Origin of the sequence: Nonomuraea maritima (assembly GCF_900100395.1) — a bacterium.
GTDB classification, from domain to species: Bacteria; Actinomycetota; Actinomycetes; order Streptosporangiales; family Streptosporangiaceae; genus Nonomuraea; species Nonomuraea maritima.
In genome coordinates this window covers 138282-161798 of sequence record NZ_FNFB01000005.1, presented here as the reverse complement: position 1 = coordinate 161798, position 23517 = coordinate 138282, and the positions used below count along the sequence as shown (strand labels likewise).

Annotated in this window: 25 protein-coding genes; 10 read left to right on the top strand and 15 right to left on the bottom strand. The window is 69.7% G+C overall.

Annotated features, from left to right (window positions below; translation table 11 throughout):
• Positions 1-82: 82 nt before the first annotated feature.
• On the bottom strand, positions 83-877 hold the full coding sequence (locus BLR04_RS11490) for a CHAP domain-containing protein (RefSeq protein ID WP_281191408.1): 795 nt from the start codon (positions 875-877) through the stop codon (positions 83-85).
• Positions 878-1018: 141 nt separating this feature from the next.
• Positions 1019-1789, bottom strand: a complete 771-nt coding sequence (locus BLR04_RS11485; protein WP_090762577.1) for a PP2C family protein-serine/threonine phosphatase — start codon at positions 1787-1789, stop codon at positions 1019-1021.
• A 76-nt stretch (positions 1790-1865) separates the two neighbouring features.
• Here BLR04_RS11485 and BLR04_RS11480 point away from each other — a divergent pair, with 76 nt between their 5' ends.
• Genes BLR04_RS11480 through BLR04_RS11470 form a run of 3 tightly spaced genes read left to right on the top strand, consistent with a single transcriptional unit; the run spans position 1866 to position 5455 of the window.
• Entirely contained in the window at positions 1866-3641 is a 1776-nt protein-coding gene (locus BLR04_RS11480; protein WP_090762575.1) for an N-6 DNA methylase, read from the top strand.
• Between the two features lie 57 nt (positions 3642-3698).
• Positions 3699-4592 (top strand): serine/threonine-protein kinase, encoded by an 894-nt coding sequence (locus BLR04_RS11475; protein WP_090762573.1) that lies wholly within the window; start codon positions 3699-3701, stop codon positions 4590-4592.
• Positions 4589-5455: an aminoglycoside phosphotransferase family protein gene (locus BLR04_RS11470; RefSeq protein ID WP_090762571.1), complete on the top strand. Its 867-nt coding sequence runs from the start codon at positions 4589-4591 to the stop codon at positions 5453-5455. The genes BLR04_RS11475 and BLR04_RS11470 overlap by 4 nt, the downstream gene beginning before the upstream one ends.
• A 37-nt stretch (positions 5456-5492) precedes the next feature.
• On the opposite strand, the gene BLR04_RS11465 is transcribed toward BLR04_RS11470, so the two are convergent.
• The 6 genes from BLR04_RS11465 to BLR04_RS11440 all read right to left on the bottom strand — a co-directional run bounded on the left by BLR04_RS11465 (position 5493) and on the right by BLR04_RS11440 (position 11857).
• Positions 5493-6026 carry a carboxymuconolactone decarboxylase family protein gene (locus BLR04_RS11465; RefSeq protein ID WP_218128828.1) on the bottom strand — a complete coding sequence of 178 codons (534 nt, stop codon included), beginning with the start codon at positions 6024-6026 and terminating at the stop codon, positions 5493-5495.
• A 43-nt stretch (positions 6027-6069) separates the two neighbouring features.
• Positions 6070-7584 carry a glycoside hydrolase family 13 protein gene (locus BLR04_RS11460; RefSeq protein WP_090762569.1) on the bottom strand — a complete coding sequence of 505 codons (1515 nt, stop codon included), beginning with the start codon at positions 7582-7584 and terminating at the stop codon, positions 6070-6072.
• 3 nt (positions 7585-7587) lie between these two features.
• The gene (locus BLR04_RS11455; RefSeq protein ID WP_090762567.1) at positions 7588-8553 is read right to left on the bottom strand and encodes a carbohydrate ABC transporter permease; all 966 of its coding nucleotides are present in this window, start codon (positions 8551-8553) and stop codon (positions 7588-7590) included.
• On the bottom strand, positions 8550-9416 hold the full coding sequence (locus tag BLR04_RS11450; RefSeq protein ID WP_090762565.1) for a carbohydrate ABC transporter permease: 867 nt from the start codon (positions 9414-9416) through the stop codon (positions 8550-8552). The genes BLR04_RS11455 and BLR04_RS11450 overlap by 4 nt, the downstream gene beginning before the upstream one ends.
• Positions 9417-9421: 5 nt before the next feature.
• Entirely contained in the window at positions 9422-10774 is a 1353-nt protein-coding gene (locus tag BLR04_RS11445) for an ABC transporter substrate-binding protein (RefSeq protein WP_245740181.1), read from the bottom strand.
• 93 nt (positions 10775-10867) lie between these two features.
• Positions 10868-11857, bottom strand: a complete 990-nt coding sequence (locus BLR04_RS11440; protein ID WP_090762562.1) for a LacI family DNA-binding transcriptional regulator — start codon at positions 11855-11857, stop codon at positions 10868-10870.
• Between the two features lie 251 nt (positions 11858-12108).
• On the opposite strand from BLR04_RS11440, the gene BLR04_RS11435 reads away from it, so the two are divergent.
• The 3 genes from BLR04_RS11435 to BLR04_RS11425 all read left to right on the top strand — a co-directional run bounded on the left by BLR04_RS11435 (position 12109) and on the right by BLR04_RS11425 (position 13914).
• Positions 12109-12834 carry a hypothetical protein gene (locus tag BLR04_RS11435; protein ID WP_090762561.1) on the top strand — a complete coding sequence of 242 codons (726 nt, stop codon included), beginning with the start codon at positions 12109-12111 and terminating at the stop codon, positions 12832-12834.
• A 101-nt stretch (positions 12835-12935) separates the two neighbouring features.
• On the top strand, positions 12936-13640 hold the full coding sequence (locus tag BLR04_RS11430; protein ID WP_090762559.1) for a maleylpyruvate isomerase family mycothiol-dependent enzyme: 705 nt from the start codon (positions 12936-12938) through the stop codon (positions 13638-13640).
• Positions 13641-13647: 7 nt separating this feature from the next.
• Positions 13648-13914 carry a DUF6343 family protein gene (locus BLR04_RS11425; protein ID WP_218128827.1) on the top strand — a complete coding sequence of 89 codons (267 nt, stop codon included), beginning with the start codon at positions 13648-13650 and terminating at the stop codon, positions 13912-13914.
• Here BLR04_RS11425 and BLR04_RS40545 read toward each other — a convergent pair.
• From BLR04_RS40545 to BLR04_RS11405, 4 genes are all read right to left on the bottom strand, one after another.
• Complete coding sequence (locus tag BLR04_RS40545; RefSeq protein WP_176903034.1) at positions 13873-14106, bottom strand: DUF3040 domain-containing protein; 234 nt, start codon at positions 14104-14106, stop codon at positions 13873-13875. The two genes, BLR04_RS11425 and BLR04_RS40545, sit on opposite strands and share 42 nt — an antisense overlap.
• A 188-nt stretch (positions 14107-14294) precedes the next feature.
• Positions 14295-14537: a type B 50S ribosomal protein L31 gene (locus tag BLR04_RS11415; protein WP_090762555.1), complete on the bottom strand. Its 243-nt coding sequence runs from the start codon at positions 14535-14537 to the stop codon at positions 14295-14297.
• Between the two features lie 35 nt (positions 14538-14572).
• Positions 14573-15811, bottom strand: coding sequence for a Zn-dependent hydrolase (locus BLR04_RS11410; RefSeq protein ID WP_176903033.1), 1239 nt, complete (start codon positions 15809-15811; stop codon positions 14573-14575).
• A gap of 68 nt (positions 15812-15879) precedes the next feature.
• On the bottom strand, positions 15880-16356 hold the full coding sequence (locus BLR04_RS11405) for a hypothetical protein (protein WP_090762551.1): 477 nt from the start codon (positions 16354-16356) through the stop codon (positions 15880-15882).
• A 265-nt stretch (positions 16357-16621) separates the two neighbouring features.
• Here BLR04_RS11405 and recQ point away from each other — a divergent pair, with 265 nt between their 5' ends.
• From recQ to BLR04_RS11390, 3 genes are all read left to right on the top strand, one after another.
• Entirely contained in the window at positions 16622-18436 is a 1815-nt protein-coding gene (gene recQ, locus BLR04_RS11400) for a DNA helicase RecQ (RefSeq protein ID WP_090762549.1), read from the top strand.
• Between the two features lie 509 nt (positions 18437-18945).
• Positions 18946-19326, top strand: coding sequence for a metallophosphoesterase (locus tag BLR04_RS11395; RefSeq protein ID WP_245740180.1), 381 nt, complete (start codon positions 18946-18948; stop codon positions 19324-19326).
• Positions 19327-19353: 27 nt separating this feature from the next.
• Entirely contained in the window at positions 19354-19980 is a 627-nt protein-coding gene (locus BLR04_RS11390) for an alpha-ketoglutarate-dependent dioxygenase AlkB family protein (RefSeq protein ID WP_090762547.1), read from the top strand.
• Positions 19981-20311: 331 nt separating this feature from the next.
• On the opposite strand, the gene BLR04_RS11385 is transcribed toward BLR04_RS11390, so the two are convergent.
• Positions 20312-20770 (bottom strand): MarR family winged helix-turn-helix transcriptional regulator, encoded by a 459-nt coding sequence (locus tag BLR04_RS11385; protein ID WP_090762546.1) that lies wholly within the window; start codon positions 20768-20770, stop codon positions 20312-20314.
• 63 nt (positions 20771-20833) lie between these two features.
• Between BLR04_RS11385 and BLR04_RS11380 the strand changes: the two genes are divergently transcribed.
• Positions 20834-21202 carry a VOC family protein gene (locus BLR04_RS11380; protein WP_090762544.1) on the top strand — a complete coding sequence of 123 codons (369 nt, stop codon included), beginning with the start codon at positions 20834-20836 and terminating at the stop codon, positions 21200-21202.
• 1074 nt (positions 21203-22276) lie between these two features.
• Here BLR04_RS11380 and BLR04_RS11375 read toward each other — a convergent pair.
• Together BLR04_RS11375 and BLR04_RS11370 are read right to left on the bottom strand one after the other, a co-directional pair.
• Positions 22277-22735 carry a hypothetical protein gene (locus BLR04_RS11375; RefSeq protein ID WP_143022014.1) on the bottom strand — a complete coding sequence of 153 codons (459 nt, stop codon included), beginning with the start codon at positions 22733-22735 and terminating at the stop codon, positions 22277-22279.
• Between the two features lie 101 nt (positions 22736-22836).
• Positions 22837-23517, bottom strand: coding sequence for a helix-turn-helix domain-containing protein (locus BLR04_RS11370; RefSeq protein WP_245740179.1), 681 nt, complete (start codon positions 23515-23517; stop codon positions 22837-22839).

The window sequence follows — 23517 nt, the reverse complement described above, 5'->3', positions numbered from 1 at the left end:
CCCTGCGGGAACGGCGAGGTCGACATGTGCCGCGAGGCGGACCGCGGCCGGCTGGAGCGGTGTGGGGGCGCGTGGCCTGCGCTCAGTCGCGGTCGTACGGGTGGCGCCGCGTCGGGCTCCGGCGCGGCGGCGCGCCGGCGGGGACGCGCTCCTTCTCGCGGGTCTCCAGGGGGTCGCGCGGTGGGGGGACCTTCGGATGGGCCTTCGAGGCGGATGGCGCGTTCCACGGCCACGTCCACGCCGGCCGGCGCAGACGGCGGTGGCCGCCGCGACGGCGGCCGGTGATCCGCAGCGAGAGCACGACGGTCACGAGGACCATGGCGGCCAGCAGCGCGGGCGGGGTGCCCAGCACGTCGAGCGGCGACGAGCGCGGGGCCTGCGCCGACGGCAGCGGCTCGAACGGCCGTTCCGTCGAGCTGATCTCGGCAGCACGGTCGGCGCGCTCCTTGACGATGCGCGGCACGCCGTAGCCGACGACCTTGTCCGTGTCCCTGGTCTTGCGTTTGAGCCAGACGCGGTCGACGTTCGCCTCGATCGTATGGATCTTGTCGCCCTCGACCCGCTCCACCACGCCCACGTGGTCGACGCCCTTGTAACTCGTGCCGCCGCGCCAGTCGAAGAAGACGAGGGCCCCTGGCTCGGGTGTCCGCGTCCAGGCGCCTTTTTCGATGAACCAGGCGGCGTGCGAGGGCGTCCAGGCGAACTCTCCGACATATTCGGAAACGTTCGCCTTATTGGCCGCCCAGGCGACGAACATGTCGCACCACGCCCCGGTGCGGAACTGCGGGTCGTCGACCCGATCCGCATACCACTGCCCGAACTTGGTTACCTGGCCGCTCTTCTCCTTGTAACCGAGTTCCTGCCGGACCGTCTTCAGCAGCTCGTCCGCGATCGGGTCCAGGACGACTCCTCCGGGAATGCCGACAAATCACGATGGACTGTAATGCGGCCATCGGCGATTCGCGGCGAATATTCCGGAAAATGTGGCGCCTGAGGTGCGTGTTAACCAGGAGATACGTCAGGCTCCCGCACCCACGCGATAGACGCTCACGTCGCCCGCGCCCGGCGCGACCACGTCGGCCACGATCACGGTCACGTTGTCGGGCGAGCCGCCCTCGTTGGCCAGGTCGATGAGCCGCTGCACGGCCGCGGCCGGCTCGGCCACCGTGGTCAGCACCTCGTGCAGGACCTCCGGTCCGAGCACGGCCGTGAGTCCGTCGGAGCACAGCAGGTAGCGGTCGTCCGGCTCGGCCTCGCGCAGCGCCATGTCGGGGTCGGCCCGGCCCTCGCTGCCCAGCACGCGCAGGACCATCGATCGCCGGGGGTGCACAGCGGCTTGATCCTCCGTTATCCGCCCTTCGTCCACCATCGACTGCACAAGTGTGTGATCCTTGGTCATCTGGTAAAGCGCACCATCACGAAGCAGATAGCCGCGGGAGTCACCCAGATGAGCAAGGGCGAACCGGTAGCCGTCCCACAGCATGGCGGTCACCGTGGTCCCCATCCCCCGGCGGGCGGGGTCGATCTCGGCCAGCTCGACCAGACGGCGCGCCGCCTCGTGCACGGCGCCCTCCAGCGCAGCCTCGAGGTCGCAGCCGGTCTCGGGAAGCGTGACGTCGACCTCGCGCATGACGGTGATCGCCGCCGAGCTCGCCAGCTCGCCGGCCGCGTGTCCACCCATGCCGTCGGCCACCACGAGCAACCGGGCACTCGCGTAACCGGAGTCTTCGTTCTGCTCCCTGCGGCGGCCCACGTCTGATCCGGCGGCATAGCGGATGTTGTGCTTCATGGCTAGCAGTAAATCATTGGTTGAAAGACTTCACAAGCAGATGCGCTGAAGACTCTTGTGAACTACTGTGAGCCTCATGAGCCACGACCCGACCGTCAACGCCGGGGACATCGCCCGGCTCGCCGGCGTCGGGCGGGCAGCGGTGAGCAACTGGCGCCGCCGCCACGACGACTTCCCCTCACCCATCGGAGGCACGGCGAACCAGCCGTTGTTCTCGCTCCGGCACGTCGAGTCCTGGCTGCGCCGCTACGGGAAGTCCTACCAGGTCTCCCTCGGAGATCGGGTGTGGCAACGCCTGAGAGCCGCCGGTGATTTGCGGCTCGGCGAGCTGGTGGCCCAGGCCGGCGCCCTGCTGAGCGGGGTCCCCCTCCACGGGGGCGACCCGCTCGACCCCGAACTCGCCCTGCTCGTACGGGAGCTCGGCGACGACCGCGGCCCGGCCGAGGCGTACGAGTTCCTCTGCGAGCGCTACCTCGAGGCCCACTCGCGCCGGCTCTCCGTCACCCGCGACGACGTCGCCGAGCTGATGGTCCGCCTGGTCGCCGCCGACGGCGCGACCCTCCTCGACCCCGCCTGCGGCGTGGGCACCCTGCTCCTCACCCGCACGCCGTCCTCCAAGGTTCCCGCCAGGGTGCTCGGGCAGGAGCTGAGCGAGACCTCGGCGGCCATCGCCGCCGCCCGGCTGCGGCTGCGCGGCGTCGACGCGACGGTCGTCCCCGGCGACTCCATGCGCCACGACCGCTTCCCCGGCACGCGCGCCGACGCGGTGGTGTGCGACCCACCGTTCAACGAGCGGGCCTGGGGCTACGAGGAGCTCACCGGCGACCCCCGCTGGGAGTACGGCCTGCCGCCGCGCGGCGAGTCCGAGCTGGCCTGGGTGCAGCACTGCCTCACCCACGTCCTGCCCGGCGGCCTCGTCGCCGTCCTCATGCCGCCGGCCGCCGCCAGCCGCCGGGCGGGCCGCCGCATCCGCGCCAACCTGCTGCGCGCGGGCGCGCTGCGGGCCGTCGTCGCGCTGCCCGGCTCCGACCTGTGGCTGCTGCGCCGCCCGGTCCCCGGCGAGCGGCCGCCGTCCGACGTGCTGATCCTCGACGCCACCGCCGACCTGTCGGCGGTCGAGCCCGCCTGGCGCGCGTACATCGAGGAGCGCTCGGAACAGACGGTGCGCATCATCGACCTGCTGGCCGACGAGGTCGACATGACCCCGGCCCGCCACCAGCGGCGCGAGGGCGTCGGCCGGGCGTTCGCCGAGGCGCGCGACCGTTTTCTCGCCGCCACCGCCGTGCCGCCCGATCTGAAGGTGCTGGAGCAGCCGCTCGACCAGCCCGCCACCACCCTCGGCGACCTGATCAAGGAGGGTCTCGTGACGACGTCGCAGGCCCCGCCCAAGATGGCCGCCGACGGGGGCGACGTCCCGGTGCTGACCTCCGACGACGTGCTCAGCGGCGGCGGACCGTCCGGGGCGACCACGAGGCAGCAGGGCCTCGTCGAGATCCGTCCGGGCGACGTGGTGACCTCCTACTCCGCCGTACGCGTGATGGCCCGCGGCGAGGCGGTGCTGGGGCCGCACCTGACGCTCTACCGCGTCGACGCCCGCCGCCTCGACCCCGACTTCCTGGCCGGGTTCCTGCGGGCCGCGGGCGGCCGCGCCACGACCGGGTCCAGCAGGTTCGACGTGCGCAGGACCCGCCTGCCGCGGCTGCCGCTGAAGGAGCAGAAGGCGTACGGCGCCGCCTTCCGGCAGCTCGCCGTCCTGGAGGACGCCATCCGCGAGACCTCGACCCTCGGACAGGAGCTGATCCGGCTGGGCCTCGACGGCCTCGCCGACGGCCACCTGCACCCGCAGCCCTGACGGTGTAGCTTTTGCCGAATGTAATGCTTTGCCGAGTGAAGCTGCGGGGAGGGTCGCATGGTCATCGGCGACCGCTATGAACTCGACGACCTCCCTCTCGGGCAGGGCGGCATGGGAGCCGTGTACGCCGGGCACGACCGGCACCTCGACCGCCGCGTGGCGGTGAAGCTGCTGCGCCTGCCGAGCGGCCCCGACCAGGAGCTGGAACGCAGGTTCCTGCGCGAGGCGCGCATCCTCGCCCGGCTGGAACACCCGGGCGCGCCCGTCCTGTACGACTTCGGCACCCACGAGCAGCGCCTCTACCAGGTGATGCAGTTCATCGAGGGCGTCACGGTGGCCGACGTCGTGCACGAGCACGGGCCGCTGCCGGTGTCGTGGGCGGCGGCGATCGCGGCCCAGGCGTGCGCCGTCCTGTCGGCCGCGCACGCCCTCGCGATCTGCCACCGCGACCTCAAACCGACGAACCTCATGCTCTGCCCCGACGGCAGCGTGAAGGTGCTCGACTTCGGCCTGGCGATGCTGCGCGAGTCGGACGCCACGACGTTCACCAGGATCGGGCAGATCATGGGCACTCCCGCGTACATGGCGCCCGAGCAGATCCAACACGGCGTCGCCGAGCCGCGCAGCGACCTGTACGCGCTCGGCTGCGTCCTGCACGAGATGCTGACCGGACGTCAGCTCTTCACCGGCCCCACCGACTACGTCGTCTTCGAGAAGCAGGTCAGGGAGCACCCGCCGCGCGTGCCGGGGCTGCCTGAGCCGCTCGCGGCGCTGCTCGCCCAGCTGCTGGAGAAGAAGCCGGACGACCGCCCGGCCGACGCGGGCGAGCTGTACGAACGGCTCGACCCGTTCGCGGTCGACCTGCCCATGCTGCCCGGCTTCCTCGCCACGGCCCCGAGCCCAGGACGCATGTACGCCCGCATGGTGGGCCGCGTCCTGAGCGAACGATGACCTCGCATCAGGCAGCCGTGTCGGCCGCCGTCGCCGTCGCCGAGTCCCACGGGATCCTCGTTCACGAGCCTGTCGTCCTGCACGACTCGTTCAGCCTCCGCATCCACCTGCGCCCCGCGCCCCTGGTGGCCCGCGTCCCCACCGTCACCGCGCTGGGCCGGCCGAGCCCCGGCGACGCGCTGGCCCGTGAGGCGGCCGTCGTGTCGTTCCTGCACGCGGCGGGAGCCCCTGTGGTGCCGCCGAGCGACCTGCTGCCCCCGGGACCTTACGTACAGGACGGCGTCGCGGTCTCCTTCTGGGCCCACGTCGAGCACGACCCCGACCACGTCATCACGCCCGACGCGGCCGGGCGGGCGCTGGCCGAGCTGCACGCCGTCCTGCGGGGCTTCCCCGGCGAGCTGCCGCGGCTCGGGCCGGTGCTGGAGGAGCCGGCGCGGCTGCTCGCGGCGCTGGCCGGGGTGTGCGAGCCGGATGTGCTCGGGCGGTTGCGGGACGCCCACGCCGAGCTGGCGGCTCGGCTGAGCGAGGTGGGCGAGGTGCAGGCCGTGCACGGCGACGCGCATCCCGGCAACCTGCTCGCCACCCCCGGCGGTCTGCTGTGGAACGACTTCGAGGAGACGACGGCGGGGCCCGTCGGGTGGGATCTGGTGTGTCTGCGCCGTACCACCCGACTGGACGGGCACGCGGCGTTGCGCGCCTACGGCGTCGATCCCGACGACCCCGCCCTGCGCGTGTACGGCGCGGCACGGGCGCTGCAGGGGACTCTGTGGGTGCTCGCCCGGGCGGCCCGGTCGCCGCAGCGGTGGGGGCCGTCGGCCCGCGCCGCCCTCGACTCCTGGCTGCGGGACCCGCAAGGCCGCTGAGCACTCAGGAGGGCGGCACCCGGAAGACGCGGAGCCCTCACCCGGTCGGCACCCGGAAGACGCGGAGCTGGAGGGCCAGGGTCGAGTAGTAGCCGACCAGGGTGGTGAGTTCGAACAGTTGCCGTTCGTCCAGTGAGGCGTATTCCGTGTCGTCCAGGTCGCCCTTGCGCACCAGGGCGCGGGTCACGGCGAGCACCGTGGCCTCGTCGTCCGGCAGGGTCAGCGGCTTTCCTTCACGCAGGGCGTGGAGCTGGTCGTCGGTGAAGCCAAGGGATCGGGCGATCGGCTCGTGGGCCGCCTGCTCGAATGCGCTGTCGTGGTGTCCGGCCACGACGAGGATCGCCAGCTCGCGCGCCCGGTCGCTCAGCGTCGACCGGTAGCGGACGGCCGCCCCCAGCTCCTGGAGCGCGCCGCCGACCGGCGGGCTGAGCAGCATCGCGTTGAACGGCCCGGTCAGCCCGCCGTCGGGGGCGAGCATGAAGCCGCCGCGCGGCCCCGAGGCGATCTCCTCGTAGAGCGCCCTCGCCTCGGGGCCGAGCTCGTGCGGAAGCATCCTGCGCAGCCGTGTCACAACGGGATCGTAACCGGGCCGCGCGCCCCTCCCGCTGGCGTCGTCAGGACGGCACCAGCCACGCCGTGGTGTCGGGCGGCAGGACGCCGTCGTCCAGGGGGCCGCTGGCCAGGAGCAGCCGGCCCGCGGGCAGCGGGACGGGGTCGGGGCCGAGGTTGGTGACGCAGGTCAGGCCGGAGTCGCGGGTGAAGGCCAGCACCCGGTCCTCGGCCGAGAGCCACGTCATGGTCCCGTCGCCGAGCAGTTCGGCGCGCAACCGCAACGCCGACCGGTAGAGGTTGAGCATCGAGCCCAGGTCCGTCCGCTGGGCCTCGGCTGTCAGCTTGTGCCAGCTGTCCGGCTGCGGCAGCCACGGCGTGCCCGTGCCGAACCCGAACGGCGGCTCCTCCCCCGACCACGGGAGCGGCACCCGGCAGCCGTCACGCCCCGGGTTCGTGCCGCCCGAGCGGGCGTACATCGGGTCCTGGCGCGCCTCGTCGGGCAGGTCCTCCACCTCGGGCAGACCCAGCTCCTCACCCTGGTAGACGTAGACCGAGCCGGGCAGGGCCATCGCGAGCAGCGCCGCGGCGCGGGCCCGCCGGTAGCCGAGTTCGAGGTCCGACGGGGCGCCGTGCAGGCGTCCGCCGTGCTCGAACGTGGTGTCGGCACGGCCGTACCGGGTGACCGGGCGGGTCACGTCGTGGTTGGACAGCACCCACGTCGGCGGCGCGCCGATCGGGGTGTGGGTCGTCAGGGTGAGGTCGATGACCCGGCGCAGCTCGTCCGGGTCCCACGGGCAGGACAGGAAGTCGAAGTTGAAGGCGGTGTGCAGCTCGTCGGGGCGCAGGTAGCGGGCGAACCGCTCCTGGTCGGGCAGCCAGACCTCCCCGATGAGCACGCGCCCGCCGTACTCGTCGGCGATCTCCCGCCAGCGGCGGTAGACGCCGTGCACCTCGTCGAGGTCCTCGTAGGCGGTGTCCGACTTGAACAGCAGCGCGGCCGAGTCGATGCGGAAGCCGTCCACGCCGCGCTCGAACCAGAAGCGCAGCACGTCCTCGAACTCCTGGTGGACCTCGGGGTTCGCCCAGTTGAAGTCGGGCTGCTCCGGGGCGAACAGGTGCAGGTACCACTGCCCGTCGGGCACCTGCGTCCAGGCCGGGCCGCCGAAGATCGACTGCCAGTCGTTGAGCGGCTCGTCGCTGAACCAGAAGCGGTCGCGGACGGACGGGTCGGCGAGCGCCTGCTTGAACCAGGCGCTCTCGGTGGAGCTGTGGTTGGGCACCACGTCGATGATGACCTTGATGCCGAGGTCGTGCGCCTCCTCGATGAACCGTTCGGCCTCGGTGAGCGTGCCGAAGTCGGGTTCGATGCCCCGGTAGTCGGCCACGTCGTAGCCGCCGTCGGCCATCGGCGACGGGTACCACGGGTTGAGCCAGAGAGCGTCGATCCCGAGATCCTTCAGGTACGGCAGACGGGAGCGCAGCCCGGCGAGGTCGCCGATGCCGTCGCCGTTCCCGTCCGCGAAACTCCGCAGGTAGACCTGGTAGATCGCGGCGCCCCGCCACCACGTTTGCGACATGCGCTATCCCTTGATGCTTCCGGCGGTAAGGCCCGCCATGATGTGCCGTTGGAAGATGAAGAAAACGATGATCATGGGGATGCTGGCGATGACCAGCCCGCCCATGACCTGGTTCTGGGTCACCGCTCCCGCCGTCTGCGACAGGCCCACGCTGATCGTCATCTTCTCGCTGTCGGTCATGACCAGCAGCGGCAGGACGAAGTCCTTGAACGCGGTGACGATGGTGAAGATGGAGACGACGCCGAGGATCGGCCGCGAGACCGGCAGCACGACCGACCAGAGGACCCGCAAGGGGCCCGCGCCGTCGATCTGCGCCGCCTCGATCAGCTCGCGCGGGATGGAGTCGAAGAACCGCTTGAGCAGGAAGATGTTGAAGCCGTTGGCCGCCGCGGGGAACCACAGGCCCCACGGGTTGTTGAGCAGCCCGAGGTCGACGATCGTGACGTACAGCGGAATGAGGATCACCATCGGCGGGACCATGAGCGTGGCCAGCATCGCGCCGAGGATGACGTTGCCGAACGCCGGCCGCAGCTTCGACAGCGCGTACGCCGCCGCGACGTCCACGCACATGCAGAACAGCCAGGCGCCGAGCGAGTAGTAGACGGTGTTGGCCAGCAGGGTGCCGATGTCGAACAGGTCCCATGCCTCGAAGAACGGGTCGAGCGTGGGCTGCGCCGGGACGAGCGTCGGCGGCATCTGCGCCACTTCTTCCGGCGTCTTCATGGCGCCGCTGACCATCCAGTACAGCGGGAACACGAAGGCCAGGCTGAACGTCACGATCACCGCGGCCAGCACGAGCCAGTAGATCCGCCGTCCCCACCTGCTGTTGAGCTGGTGGGGCGAGATGATGGTGCGGAACTGCACGTTCATGGGCCGGGGCGACCGCCGTCTGCGCCGCTGCCGGGCGGCGGGCGTCCGCGGCCCCCGCGTCGCCGGCCGGTCGGCGACCGCCGCCTCGCGTGAGGTCATGCCGCGTCCTCCCGGGTGGAACGGAGCTGGAAGGCGGCGAACACGAGCAGCACGAGCATGAGCATCATGCCGAGTGCTCCCGCCTGGCCGTAGTTCATCTGCGAGAAGGCGAACTGGTACATCAGGTACGCCACGGTGACGGTCGCGTTCTCCGGTCCGCCGCCGGTCAGCATGTACGGCTCGATGAACACCTGCATGGTCGCCACGATCTGCAGCATCAGCATGAGCAGCAGGATCAGCCGGGTCTGCGGGATCGTGACGTGCCGGATGCGCCGGAAGACGCCGGCCCCGTCGAGCTCGGCGGCCTCGTACAGCTCAGGCGGGATGTTCTGCAGCGCGGCCAGGTAGATGAGCGTCGCGCTGCCCATGTTCATCCAGGTCGCCACGAGGACCAGTGAGATAAGCGCGGTGGACGAGCTGTCCAGCCAGGCCAGCGGCGGGACGCCGAAGACGTCCAGGATCTGGTTGAACAGCCCGGGCCCCGGGTCGTAGAACCACCGGAACAGCAGCACGGCCACGATCGGCGGCAGCATGACCGGCAGGTAGACCACGAACCGCAGGTAGGCCCGGGCGTGGCGCAGCTCGTTCAGCACGAGCGCGACGACGAACGGCACGGCGTAACCGCAGAGCAGCGCGAGGAACGTGAACTCCACGGTGTTGAGCCAGGCCTCCCAGAAGGCCGGGTCCTGCACTGCTCCACGGAAGTTCGCCAGGCCCACCCACTCGGGCGAGTTGATCAGATCGGTCTTCTGGAAGCTCAGGATGAACTCCCTGACCATCGGATACCAGGCGAACACCGTGAAGCAGAACAGCGCCGCGCACAGGAAACCGTAGGCCGTCAGGTTGCGCCGCAAGACTCCCATCCAGCTCAGCCCTTGGCCGCCAGCAGATTGTTGACCTTGGTCTCGGCGTCGGCGAGCAGCTCGTCGATGTTGGCGTCCTTACGGCTCAGCACCGCCGACATCGGCACGTCGAGGACGGCGTAGATCTCCTGCGCGTGCGCAGGCTCGGCCTTCGGCGGGATCGTCGCCGCGGCGTCGACGTAGGTCTGGTAGTTCTCGACGGGCAGCGAGGCGTTCTTCACACGGTCGGCCTGGAGGGCCTGGCCGGTGGGCGAGTCGCCGAAGACGGCGTTGTCGGGGACGCCGACGGGGTTGCCGATGGCCTTGCCGCGGGCGAAGTCGAACCTGCCCTTGCCGACGGTGTTGAAGCGGAAGTCGACCCACTCGAGGCCCGCCTTGACCTCCTCGGGCGTCGCCTTCGGGTTGATCATGTAGGCTTCGCCGCCGCTCAGCGACGCCTTGGCCTCGGGGAAGCCGGTGATGCCGTAGTCGGAGACCTTGCCCTTGAACTTCGTGACGACGTCGGTGACCACGTCGGGGGCGCCGAGCATCATGCCGACCTTGCCGCCGCCCATCGCGACCATGAGCGACTCCCAGCCGATGAGCAGCTTGTTGCCCATGCTGTTGTCGACCCAGCGCATGTCGTGCAGCGTCTGCAGCACGGCCTTGCCCTCAGGGGAGTTGAAGGCCGCCTTGCTGTTGTCGGGGGTCAGGATGTCGCCGCCGCGGCCGTAGATGGCCTGGGTGAAGTGCCAGCCGCCGGTGTTGCCGCCGGAGTACTCGCCGTACCCGACGTAGCCGGGACCGAGGCCGGCGATCTTCTTGGCGGCGTCGCGCACCTCCGCCCACGTCTTGGGCGGGTTGTCCGGGTCGAGCCCGGCCTGGGTGAACAGGGCACGGTTGTAGACGAGGCCGACGCTGTAGAGGACGTTCGGCACGCCGTAGACCTTGCCGTCCTTGGTGACCAGTTCGCGCGCGTCGGTGCGCAGGTCGTTCCAGTTCTTGACGAGGCCGGTGTGCTGGGTGATGTCGAGCGCCTGGCCCTGGGAGATGACGTCGTTGTAGTTCGTCACGGGCACCACGAAGACGGTCTCCATCTGGCCGCCCGCCAGCTTGGGGCCGAACGTCTTGGGGTCGAAGCACGGCTGCTGGTCCGTGCTCTTGACCGTCACGCCGGGGTGTTCCTTCATGAACGTGGCCACGTCGTCGTCCCAGGCCTGCCGTTCCTTGGGCGCGGTCTTGGCCGGCTGACAGGCCACCGTGATGGTCACGGCCTGGGCACTGCCGCCGGCGGCCGGGGCGGCGGGCTCGCCCGATCCGCATGCCGTGGCCGCGAGTCCGAGCACGGTGACGAGCACGAGTCCAGTGGATCTCCGCATGGTCTGACCCTTCTGATGCGAGGTGCCCACACCATAGGATCGCCAACCAAAGTACGCAATATCACGACGATATATTGAAATCTAACGACTACATCACGAACGTACGCGTGCTGTGGAGGCCCTGACCACAAGTTCGGGCTCGAACAACAGCTCGTCGGCCGGCACGACCGCCTTGTCGATCTGCGCGACCAGGAGGTCGACCACGGCGCGGCCCATCGCGTCGATGGGCTGGCGGACGGTGGTGAGCGGCGGCTCGGTGCAGTTCATCAGCGCCGAGTCGTCGAAGCCGATGACCGAGACGTCGCCGGGCACCGACAGCCCGGCCCGTCGGGTGGCCCGAACGGTGCCGAGCGCGAGCAGGTCGCTGGCGCAGATCACGCCGGTGACCTCGCGCCTGACCAGCCGGGCCGCGGCGGCGTGCCCGCCCTCCAGGGAGAACATCGTGTGCTCGACCAGCTCCGGGTCGCCGCCTCCCGCCACGAACGTCTCCAGCTTGCGCCGGGACGGGATGTGGTCCTTCGGGCCGAGCACCATGCCGATGCGCTCGTGCCCGAGCGCCCGCAGGTGGGCGAGGGCCATCTCGGCCGCCACCGCGTCGTCGCACGACACCTGCGGGAAGTCGAGGTGCTCGACGGCCGCGTTGACCAGCACCGCAGGCAGTTTGCGCTCGTGCAGCAGGCGGTAGTGCCCGTGCGCGGCGTCGGCCTGGGCGTACAGGCCGCCGGCGAAGACGACGCCGCTGACCTGCTGCTGCAGGAGCAGGTCGACGTAGTCGGCCTCGGAGACGCCGCCGACCGTGCGCGTGCAGAGAACCGAGGTGAAGCCCTGCTGGGCCAGCGCGCCGCCGACCACCTCGGCGAAGGCGGGGAAGATCGGGTTCTGCAGCTCGGGCAGCACCAGCCCCACGAGCCGGGCGCGGTCGCCGCGCAGCTGGGTCGGGCGTTCGTAGCCGAGCACGTCGAGCGCCGTGAGCACGGCCTCCCTGGTCGCCTCAGAGACCCCGGGCTTGCCGTTGAGCACGCGGCTCACGGTCGCCTCGCTCACTCCGACCTTCCTGGCCACCTCTGCGAGTCGTCGCGTCATGCGCAAACTATACGGCCTGCGACGCAAGTTTTTGCACCCACTTACGTAGGTTTGCGTACCGGCAGATCGGGCGAGCCTGGTCATGTCCCTGCAAAGACGACTTTGACCGCGTTACCGCAGGTAGAGGCCATGATCCAAAAGTCGTCGCCACTTCTGCCCAACCTTTTCCCAACCGGTGCACTCCAACTAGTAAAAGACCCGGCCACCACGGCCGGTTGTCAAGCACTACGGGGAGAGGAATCAGCACCCTCATGAACAAGATCACCGTTGGCATCGTGTCGGCCGTCATGGGTGGGGCCATGCTCGTGTCCGGCGCGGGTGCGGCCTCGGCCACCACCAAGTACGACAGCAAGCTCGAGATCCGCGACATCAAGCCCAACCCGGTCGTCGTCGAGCGGGGCAAGGAGGCGCGGGCCTACTTCGACATCGGCGCCAGCCGCGACGTTTCCCGCGTCGAGCTGAGCGTGGAGCCCGCCGAGGCCAACTTCCGCACGCTGCGCACCAAGAAGGACGTCCGCGACCTCGAGGGCTGGCGCTTCTCCGTCAGCTTCAACGAGCACGACCCGGCCGGCAAGTGGAAGGCCACCGCCGTGGCCTACAACCGCTTCGGCAGGGTCGTCGCCAAGGACGACGCGTTCTTCTCCGTCCTCGTCAAGCGGAAGGCCGACACCCGCATCTCGCGCTTCAGCGCCAACCCGTCCGCGGTCCGTTCTGGCCGGTCGATCTACTTCACCGGCTACCTCCAGGCCGAGGGTCGCAGCTGGAGCGGCGTCCGCGGCGAGCGGGTCAGCGTCTACTACCGTCCCACCGGCTCCAGCTCCTGGAAGTGGGTGACCTCCGGCACCACCTCGTGGAACGGCAAGTTCAGCCTCAAGACGCGCGCCTGGAAGAGCGGCACGTTCCGCACCGTCTTCAGCGGTGACAGCCGTCTCGACTCCGCCACCAGCGGCACCGACTACGTGCGCGTCTACCGCTGATCCACCTCTCCATCCCTCCTCCGGAGGCCCGGCCCGTCCCGAGCGGCCGGGCCTCCGGCATTTCCCGTGAAAGTCGCGACGTGGCGGGTAGCGTCCGTCGTATGGCCGAGGACCTGCTGAAAGACCTCAACCCGTTCGACATCTTCGACGCCGAGGCGGCCCGGCTCGACCGGTTCTTCTCCGGGCTCGACGACGCCGGCTGGCCGCGGCCGTCCCGGTGCGCGGGCTGGTCGGTGCAGGACGTCCTCGCCCACCTCGCCGGCGAGGAGGAGTACAACCACGCCTGCCTCGACGGCGAGGTCGAGGAGCTCACGAGCCGGCTGACGGTCGAGGGCGTGAGCGGCTACAACGACTTCAACGAATGGTCCGTACGGCTGCGGCGCGAGCTGCCCGTCGAGAACGTGCTGGCCGAGTGGCGTACCAAGAACGGCGAGACCAGGCGGCGCATGCGGGCCCTCGGACGCGACGCCCTCATCGACACCATGGCCGGCCCGTACCCCGTGGGTTTGCAGACCTTCCACTACGACTCCGAGTACGCCACCCACGCCGACGACGTGGGCGCGCCCGTCTCCGACGAGGAGGCCGAAGGGCGGACGCTGTGGCGGGTGGCGGTGGGCCGGTTCGTACTGGACGAACAGGGCGCCGACGTCCAGGTGGAGCAGACGGCCGAGCAGATCTGGGTGTGCGCCGAGGGTGTGACGGCGACGCTGTCGTACCCGCAGTTCGTGAACGCCACGGTCGGCCGGTTGCCCGCGGGCGACGGAGCCGACCCGCGCATCGTCGCCGCGCTGCGATGCCTGGCCTGAAGGAGGCATGACCATGTGGCTGCGTAACCGTGAGGGGACCGAGCCGCTGACCGCCCGCAGCCCGTTGCGGGCACGGCGCGTGCTGTCGTGGATCGCGCTGGTGCTCGGCGTCGTGGCGACGGTGGTCTTCGCGCTGCTGGCCATGAACACCGGCTCGGAGGTCTGGCTGTGGGAGGTCGCGATCGCCGCCGCGGTGGCCGTGATCGCCGCCCTCGACCTGCTGGTGCTGCGGTCACGTGGTGATGACCGCGACCAGCAGCACCACCAGCACTAGGACACCCGCCAGCAGGATCACCCACATGTGGAGCAGGCCGCGCCCGCCGCGCGCGAGGCGACCCCGCCACCGCCCCGCCTTCGACGCGGTCTGTTCGATCTCCGCGAGGCGTCGGGCGAAGTCGGGGTCATCTCGCTCCATGGCTCGCTCGATCTCGGCGAGGATTCGGCGTTCCCTACCGGAGAGACCCATCGCACCACCACTGCTCTCACGCCGCTGTCCTGCCTCTACCCGCCAGTAGCGACCACATGCCCGCGCGGGGGACCCAGGCGCTGATCGGGGTGGAGGTGCTGGCCCGCGGACACGGCGAAGCCCCCGCCCGGGCCGGCGACGAGCTCCCATTGGAAGCACTGAAACCGGACGGACGGGGGCAAGTCAAGCTACTTGTTGTAACGCCGGCGGAAACGCTCGACGCGACCGGCGGTGTCGACGACGCGGCCGCGTCCCGTGTAGAAGGGGTGGCTGGCCGACGACACGTCGACGTCGACGACGGGGTACGTCTTGCCGTCCTCCCACTCCACCGTCTTGGTGCTGGTCAGGGTCGAGCGGGTGAGGAAGGCGGACCCGGCGCTGGGGTCACGGAAGACGACCGGCCGGTACGCGGGGTGCAGGTTCTTCTTCATGTCCCCCTCAACCGGGCGAGAACGGTTTTCATTCCTCAGTACGCGAGCCGGTGGAGTGCGGTGGCCAGGACCGTGGCGCCGCGGACGCAGTCCTCCGGCCGGGTGAACTCCTCCTTGCAGTGCGAGCGCCCCTCGACGCTGGGGACGAACAGCATCGCGGCCGGGACGTGCTCCCCCATGAGCTGGCTGTCGTGCCCCGCGCCGCTGGGCAGCCCCATGGACGTCGCCCCGCAGACGGCCGCGGCGTCCGCGAGCGCCTGCCGCAGCCACGGATCCATGCGGGTCGGCGTCTCGTCCTTGAGCCGTTCGAACGTGACCTCGACACCGCGGCGCGCGGCCACGGCGGCGGCGATCTCCCTGGCTTCTGTGGCGCGCTTGCGCAGGTCGGCGGGGTCGGTGTGGCGCAGGTCCATGGACAGGACGACCTCGCCGGGAACGATGCTCGGCCAGCCGGGGCGCACGTCCCAGCGGCCGAAGGTCACGCGACCCGCCCCGTCGGCCCCGGCGACGTGCCGGGTGATCTCTGCGGTGATCTCGGCCGCGGCCTGCACGGCGTCCAGCCGATCGTCCATCGGGGTGCCGCCCGCGTGGTCCTGGCGGCCGGTGACCACGACCTGCTCCCAGATCAGCCCGGTGATCACCTCGACGACGCCGACGTCCACGCCCGCGGACTCCAGCACCTTGCCCTGCTCGATGTGCAACTCGACGAACGCGGCGACGTCGTCCCTCTTCGCGGTGGCCACGGCCGCGGGGTCGAGGCCGACCGCGACCATCGCCTCGGCCATCGTCACCCCGTCGGCGTCCTTCAGCGTCCGCGGCTCCTCCTGGCCGACGAGGCCGAGCATGGCGCGCGAGCCGAAGAAGTTGGCCTGGAAGCGGCTGCTCTCCTCCTCGCACAGCGACACGACCTCCAGCGAGATCTGAGGGCGCTCGTCCCTCGCGGCCAGGGCCCTGAGCGCCGCCAGACCGGCCAGGACGCCGAGCGCGCCGTCGTACTTGCCGCCTTCGGGGACGGTGTCGATGTGGCTGCCGGTGAGGATCGTCCTGCTGTCGTCCGTGCCGGGCAGCCGGCCGAAGACGTTGCCGACGGCGTCGCGGCGCACCCGCAGCCCCGCCTCGCGCATCCACGTGGCGACGAGGTCCTGCGCCTCGGCCCAGGAGCTGTCGTACTGGAGCCGGGCCATGCCTCCGCCGGGCAGCTCGCCGAGTTCGCCGAGCCGCTCGACGTGGTGGGTCAGCAGTGCCGGGTCGATGTCGACGCGGATGTCATTCAAGGCGCTTCTCCCCTTTGCGATCAGCCGTCGGTCCCATCCTGCAGAACTCTGATCATCCGGGGAATGCCTCACCAGGAGCGGTTCGAGTAGCTGCTCCAGTCGAAGTGACCCTGACGGCCCTCACCGATGCGGAACTTGAAGCCGTCGAACCCGCCACGGGCGCTGTAGCTGAAGCGGTACTTCGCGTGCCCGCCCGTCACGAACCGGCGACCCTGGTGCCAGCCACGGTCGTCGTGGTAGACGAAGTCGACGTAGGTGTTCTCACGGTCGCGGTCACGGTCCCACACGTCCACGTCGAAGTAGTAACGACCGTTGGCGAAGTAGTAGTAGCCCTTGTAGTACGAGCGGTGGCCCCGGGACTCACCCCGGCTGTAGCCCGAGTAGCCGTCGAACCAGTGCTTCGTGAACGACGCCGTGCTGGTGCCGGCGGTGGCGGCCTGAGTGGTGGCGGCCTGAGTCGTGGCGGCCTGGGCGGGGGCGGCGGCGACACCGGCCATGACCGCACCGGCGAGGACGGTACCGGCGAGAACGTTGCGGAGCTTCATGATCTGTCCCTGAGTGTGAGGAGAGGGGTTCCGGGGGCGGTGATCGCTCCCGACGACCATCAACTTAGGGATCAGCAACCCGGCGTTCTGCGTACAAACGCACAGAGTGCACAACTGCACAGAGAGGCCCCGAGCACCGGTGCGAAGAGGGTCTCCGGCGTGAGTACGGTAGGGGCCATCGGCCGATTCGCGAGGCCTCGCAGGAGCGCGTCCGCCGTCGGCGGAACTGACGATCCGTCCATCCACGAACACGTAAGGTAGCCGCATGGATACCCCCTCCGACGTTCTGCACCGCGTGTTCGGCTACGACTCGTTCCGTGCGGGCCAACAGGAGATCATCGACCACGTCGTCGCCGGAGGCGACGCGCTCGTCCTGATGCCCACCGGCGGCGGCAAGTCGCTGTGCTACCAGATCCCCGCGCTGGTGCGCAGCGGCGTGGGCGTGGTGATCTCGCCGCTGATCGCGCTGATGCAGGACCAGGTCGACGCGTTGCGGGCGCTGGGCGTGCGGGCGGGGTTCCTCAACTCGACCCAGGGCTTCGACGAGCGGCAGCTCGTGGAGGCGGAGTTCCTCGCGGGCGAGCTCGACCTGCTCTACCTGGCGCCCGAGCGGCTGCGCGTCGACGCCACGCTGCGTCTGCTGGCCAAGGGTGACATCTCGCTGTTCGCCATCGACGAGGCGCACTGCGTGGCGCAGTGGGGTCACGACTTCCGTCCCGACTACCTCGAGCTGTCCCGGTTGCACGAGCTGTGGCCCGACGTGCCGCGCATCGCGCTCACCGCCACGGCCACCCCGGCCACCCACCGCGAGATCTCCTCCCGCCTCGGGCTCGACGCGGCCCGTCACTTCGTCGCCGGCTTCGACCGCCCCAACATCCACTACCGCATCACGTCCAAGAGCGAGCCGAAGCGCCAGCTCCTGCAGTTCCTGCGCGAGGAGCACCCCGACGACGCCGGCATCGTCTACTGCCTGTCGCGCTCGTCCGTCGAGAAGATCGCCGAGTTCCTCACCGACAACGGCATCGCGGCGGTGCCGTACCACGCGGGGCTCGACGCGGCCACCCGCGCCCTCCACCAGGCCCGGTTCCTGCGCGAGGACGGGCTCATCGTGGTGGCCACGATCGCGTTCGGCATGGGCATCGACAAGCCAGACGTCCGCTTCGTCGCCCACCTCGACCTGCCGAAATCGGTCGAGGGCTACTACCAGGAGACCGGCCGGGCCGGCCGCGACGGGCTGCCCGCCACCGCATGGATGGCCTACGGCCTGCAAGACGTCGTGCAGCATCGCCGCATGGCGCTGGAGGGCGACGAGGCCCACCGCCGGCGCCAGGTGCACCACCTCGACGCGATGCTGGCACTGTGCGAGACCGCGAGCTGCCGCCGGGTGATGCTGCTCGACTACTTCGGCCAGGAGGGCTCGCAGCCGTGCGGCAACTGCGACACCTGCCAGGCCCCGCCCGAGACGTGGGACGGTACGGTCGCCGCCCAGAAGGTGCTGTCCACCGTGTGGCGGCTGGCCAATGAGCGGCGGCAGAAGTTCGGGGTCGGCCAGGTGACCGACATCCTGCTCGGCAAGACGACCGCCAAGGTGCTGCAACACGGCCACGAGACGCTGAAGGTCTTCGGCGTCGGGACCGATCTGGGCAACGCCGAGTGGCACGGCGTGGTGCGGCAGCTGCTCGCGCAGGGGTTGCTCGCGGTCGAGTCCGACTACGGGGCCCTGGTCCTGACCGACGCCAGCTCGGCCGTGCTCAAGGGCGAACGAAAGGTCCTGCTGCGCCGCGACACCTTGCGCCCCGCGCGCGCGAAGACGTCCAGCTCCGCCAAGGCCGCCAAGACCGTGGCCGAGCTACCGGCCGAGCTCGCCCCCGTCTTCGAAGGCCTCCGTGCCTGGCGGGCCGCTGTCGCCAAGGAGCAGGGGGTGCCCGCGTACGTCATCTTCCACGACGCGACCCTCCGCGAGATCGCCACCCGCTCACCGTCGTCGTTGGCCGAGTTGAGCACGATCAACGGCGTCGGCGAAAACAAACTGGCCAAGTACGGCGAACAGGTCCTCGAAGCCCTCCAGGCCACCGCCTGACCTGCATGCTTGGCGCATCACCACCGCCTGACCAGCAAGCCCGCGCGTCAGAGGAACGCGAGGTGGGCGGTGGCGACGGCCGCACGAAGAACGGTCGTCGCCACCACGTCAGCGGGCCCGTAGCCGAGGTCCAGCCGGTCCGGCGGGGGCAGGGGCGAACCGGCTGCACCGCAGGCACCCGCACCGCCTGTTCACACGTCATGCCCACAGGCCCGTACGCGGTTCACTGGCAACCCACGCCCAGGGAGCGCCGTGGAGCATCGCCAGTTCGTCTTCTGTCCCCGATGGTACGACTTGTGACCGAGTGAAAAGCCCGGGAACCGACCGATCGCGGGCATGACGGCTGACGAACCGATGCCGAGAGGCGGGCGGCTGGATCGGAGGCAGGATGCTCGGCTGGGCGCGGGCCCCGTGGAAGGGAGTGCAGAACCGCTGTAGTCCTGGGAGTTCGCTGATCAGCTCGGATAACCCTTCGCCGGTAGGACCGACCGCTACCCAGGCTCACGCGGGTGAGCCGTACGGTCATCATCGGCGACATTCACGGTTGCTTCGACGTACTGCCCGAACTGCTCGAGAAGGTGGGCCTGCGCCCGGACGACCTGCTGGTGAGCGTCGGCGACCTGGTCGGCCGAGGTCCGGCGCCCGGCGAGGTGGTCACGTTCTTCCGTGAGCGTCCGAACGCGGTGGTGGTCATGGGCAGTCACGAGCGTGAACACGTGCGCGGGATCTTCTCGTACGCACAAGAGATCACGCGCTTGCGACTGGGCGAGAGCTACGCCGAGACAGTCGAGTGGATGCGGACGCTGCCGTACTACTTCGAGAACGAGCATGTCCGTGTCGTCCACGCCGCGATGGTGCGGTCGGCTGTTCGGGGCGTCCATGGGCGCTGACAGACTGGGACGGTGATTCCTCTGCCTATGCGGGAGGTCGCGCCAGGGGCGGTGCACCTGCCCGGCTGGCTGACGCTCGACGAGCAGCGGCGGCTCGTACGGGCGTGCCGCGCGTGGGCGACGGGGCCGGTGCCGATGCGGCACACCGTCCTGCCCCGAGGTGGGGTGATGTCGGTGCAGACCGTCTGCCTGGGCTGGCACTGGCAGCCGTACCGGTACACGCGCACCGCCGACGACGTGAACGGCCGCCCGGTGCCGCCGCTGCCCGAATGGCTCGCCGACCTGGGCCGCCGCGCGGTCGCCGAGGCCTACGGCGATCGCGCGGACGCGTACGAGCCCGATGCCGCGCTGATCAATTTCTACGACGACCGGGCCACGATGGGCCTGCACCAGGACAAGGACGAGCGGAGCGACGCCCCGGTGGTGTCGTTGAGCATCGGCGACGCCTGCCTGTTCCGGTTCGGCAACACCGAGACGCGCGGCAGACCGTACACCGATGTACGCCTGGAGTCGGGCGACGCGTTCGTGTTCGGCGGGCCGTCACGCTTCGCCTACCACGGCGTGCCGAAGGTCCACCCGGGCACCGGCGATCCCGCCACCGGGCTGACCTCCGGCCGCCTCAACATCACGCTGCGCGTCACCGGCCTGCGCTGACGCCACACGCCGCGTGTCCGGAGTGAGGCGGCGCATCGGACGAGCGACGCGCCAGGGCCTGTACGGAGTTGAGATCAGCGGGATTCGCCCGCGGTTCGGCCTCCGATCGTGGCAGGCCGGCGCCATGGCCGCGTGACGACCTCACCGATGGGAAACGGTCGCTGATCGAGGCCCGATCCCGGACCTGCGAAAGCAGTGCAACGCGGTGATGTGGCGGTTTCGTACCGGAGGGTGTAGCCGGGGTCCGTCGGTTTCGAGGTCGCCCGCACGGATTTTCACGCTCGGCTGCACTCCTGTCCGAGCGCGAGGGAGACGTACGCCGGGGAAGGCGCTATGTACCGTCGTTGCCGTCGCGCAGGGAATGGATCATGCTCCGCAGGATCCGGAACGCGTCCGACTGCTCGGTCTCGGTCATGCCGGCCAGCATTCTGACCTCGACGGACCGGACCGCTACGGTCGCCTTCTCAAGGCTCCGTCGGCCGCGAGGCGTGAGCCGCGTGGGAAGGACCTTCCCGACGGGTGCCTCCGCGGGCCTGGTCACGTAGCCGTCTCGTTCCAGGGCCTGGAGCAGCACGTTCATCGTCTGCCGGGTCACGAACGCGCCCCGCGCCAGCTCGGAGTTCGACAGGCCCGGTCGTTGAGCCAGCAGTTCGAGGCAGGAGTAGTGCGTCACGCTCATCCCCAGCGGCCGCAGCACCTCCTCCATCGCCGTACGGAGGGCGCTCGACGCTTCCTTCAGCAGGTAGCCCAGTGACGTCTCCAGGTCGACGCCGCCACCGTTTTGACTCATGTCAGCATTCTGACATAGATTCGCCTGTGTCAGAAAACTGACACGAAGAGAAGGAGCATCGTCATGCCCGCCACCGGACCCGACTTCATCTCGCTCCAAGTGAGCGACCTCGACGCTTCGCAGGCGTTCTACGAGCAGTACCTCGGCCTCGTCCGCGCGCAGACCGGACCTCCGCACGCCGTCGTCTTCGACACGAAGCCGATCACGTTCGCACTCCGCGACATCGTTCCCGGCACCGATCTCGCATCCGCTGCTCGGCCCGGCATCGGTACCGCGATCTGGCTCCACGCCACAGACGTCCAAGCCATTCACGATGCTCTGGTCGCCGACGGTCACACCATCGCCTCCGCACCGATCGACGGCCCCTTCGGCCGGACATTCACCTTCGCCGACCCCGACGGCTACCAGATCACTCTCCACGATCGCGCCTGACAGGCCGACCGCCACCGGACGATCATCGGCCCCCGGAGACCGGGGTCGCGCCCGAGGCTCGAGTGTTACAGGTAGTCACTTTTATGGCTCCACACTTGGGGCGACAGAATGTGAAGCGCTCCGGCGACGTGCTCGCCCACTTCGACCGGCCCGGCACCGGAGTTCGGATCTTCAGGCCGGTTGAAGACCGAGGATCCACAAGGTGACTCCTCCGCTCCCTGAAGAGAGCGGCTTCTCGCCCCGCTTGCGCGGGAGACGACGGCCAAGCCCTGACCGATGCCCGAAAGCACGAAAGCACGAAAGCACGAAAGCACGAAAGCAATCGTATCCGGAGGTGGCGACAATTTCCGAGGTTCTGTCACTGCACGCTCGGGCCTTGACGGCCCTCCCGCTCCCGATTCCCCCGTCGCCTCAAGGCGACGGTCCCCTCGGGAGGATCTGATGGAGGCCGGCCAGGTACCTTGTGGGCGTCTTGTCGAAGCGGAAGGCGGGCCCACGCCGCTCCTTCATCTGTTCGATGCAGCGTTCCGCCGTGTCCCGCTCCTTACAGAGATCGGGATCGTGACTGGCCGGGCGGCCACCATGGGAGCCGCGCTTCTCGCGGTGGGCCGCCTGGTCGGCCTTCTCCTGGATGACCGCCTTGATGCCGCATCGCCGCAGGTAGGCGCGATTGCCGCGAGAGCGGGTACACCTTGTCGGCGGCCACCGCGCCGCGGCGGGCGCGCGGGCGGCCGACAGGTGGAGTCCACGCTGACCAGGTCGAGGCCGACCTGCCCCGGACTGCCGACTCAGCGATCATCACCTGCTCGAAGACACCTGCCATGGCGCCGGCCTGCCACGATCGGAGGTGTATCCCTCTGATCTCGATCCCATACAGGCCCTAGGCGGGCGGCGCGTTGAATAGGCGGCGCTGGGCGGGCGGCGCTCCAGACGGGCGACGCGTTGGATGGACCGTGCTGGGCGGGCGGTGCGGTTCGTCTGGCACGGCCCCGTGATCGTGTACGGCGTTATAGCGGACGGACAGGTGCGACCGCCTTTCACCTGAGCCTGCAGCACCCCGAACCTCTTGCAGGCTTACAGTTCACCGTAATTCGCCATAACCTCGACAATTACGGAATGCTCCGTTTCGGCAGACATAACCTTCAACGCCTTCAGAACGTCCGGGTAGTGCACCAACTCTTCGGAGTCGAACGCTCTTACGGTCGCATAAGCATCCCATTTGGCTGATGTCATACCTACAAGGTCCGGATGCTTACCGAGGGACCGCCATCCACGTGCTTGGAGGAGGTCGACAGCTGTGTCGACCGCGTCCTCGACGCTGGAGCCGTCGACGTCGATGACGAACAGATTCGTCACCTCTATCGTGTCTTCGTGAATATGCAGGCTGGATTCCGCCTGCACAGAGCCGATGCCGCGGATCTCCTGAAGCGTGCCAGGCGGCACTTGGGAAACATCCGGTGCACATCCGACGATGAACGGCCCTAACCCGAAGATCGTGGCAGCCAGAACGACTGCCCGTCGCGACTTACGCATCCGCCTCCTCGAAATGCCGTGAAGACCCGCCGATAGGCGACACAGCACCTCGTCGGCCGAAGGTTCGTCCCGCTACAGGGCCGGCCTTCGGCCGTTGGGGGTTAGTGGGCTGGGGTGGTGTGGGTGAACTGGTCGTCGGTGAGGGTGTGGCGGAGGGTGCGCAGGACCTTGGCGGGGTCGTCGCCGGGGAACTCGACGTAGTGCGGCTTGCCGTCGCGGCCGAACGTGATCGCCGGGTCGCCGTCGAGCGTGCCGAGCAGGTCGGCCCCGGCCTCGAAGGCCGAGTCCGGCTCGAACCCGAGCCCGCGCGCGTAGTCGATCGACCCGAGCACCAGGTGCTGGACGAGCTCGAACGGCGCCTCCTGCCAACCCGGGTAGTCGCTGAAGAAGTACTCGCGGAACTCGCTCAGGAAGCGGTCGTCGATGACGTCGGGACCGATGGCGTTCTTCACGCCCATGCAGTAGACGTCGGCCAGGAAGCCGCCGACCCGCAGCCGGTCCCAGCTGTGCCGCCGGGCGACGAGCACGCTCACCATGCCGCCGGTGCCCGCGGCGGGTTCCTTGTCGACCCAGCCGCGCGCCTGGTCCACAAGGAGCCCCTCGCTCCAGCCGACGTTGATCCAGCAGCCGACCACCTCGGCCTCGCCCGTGCCGGCGGTCTCGGCCGCGATCTCGCGCACGAGGGGCGCGACGACCGACGGGGCGACCTTGAGGGCGCGGGCGATCTCCTTGGGCGATTTGCCCTGCAGGCGCAGCTCGCGCACCTGGTCCTTCAGTGTCAT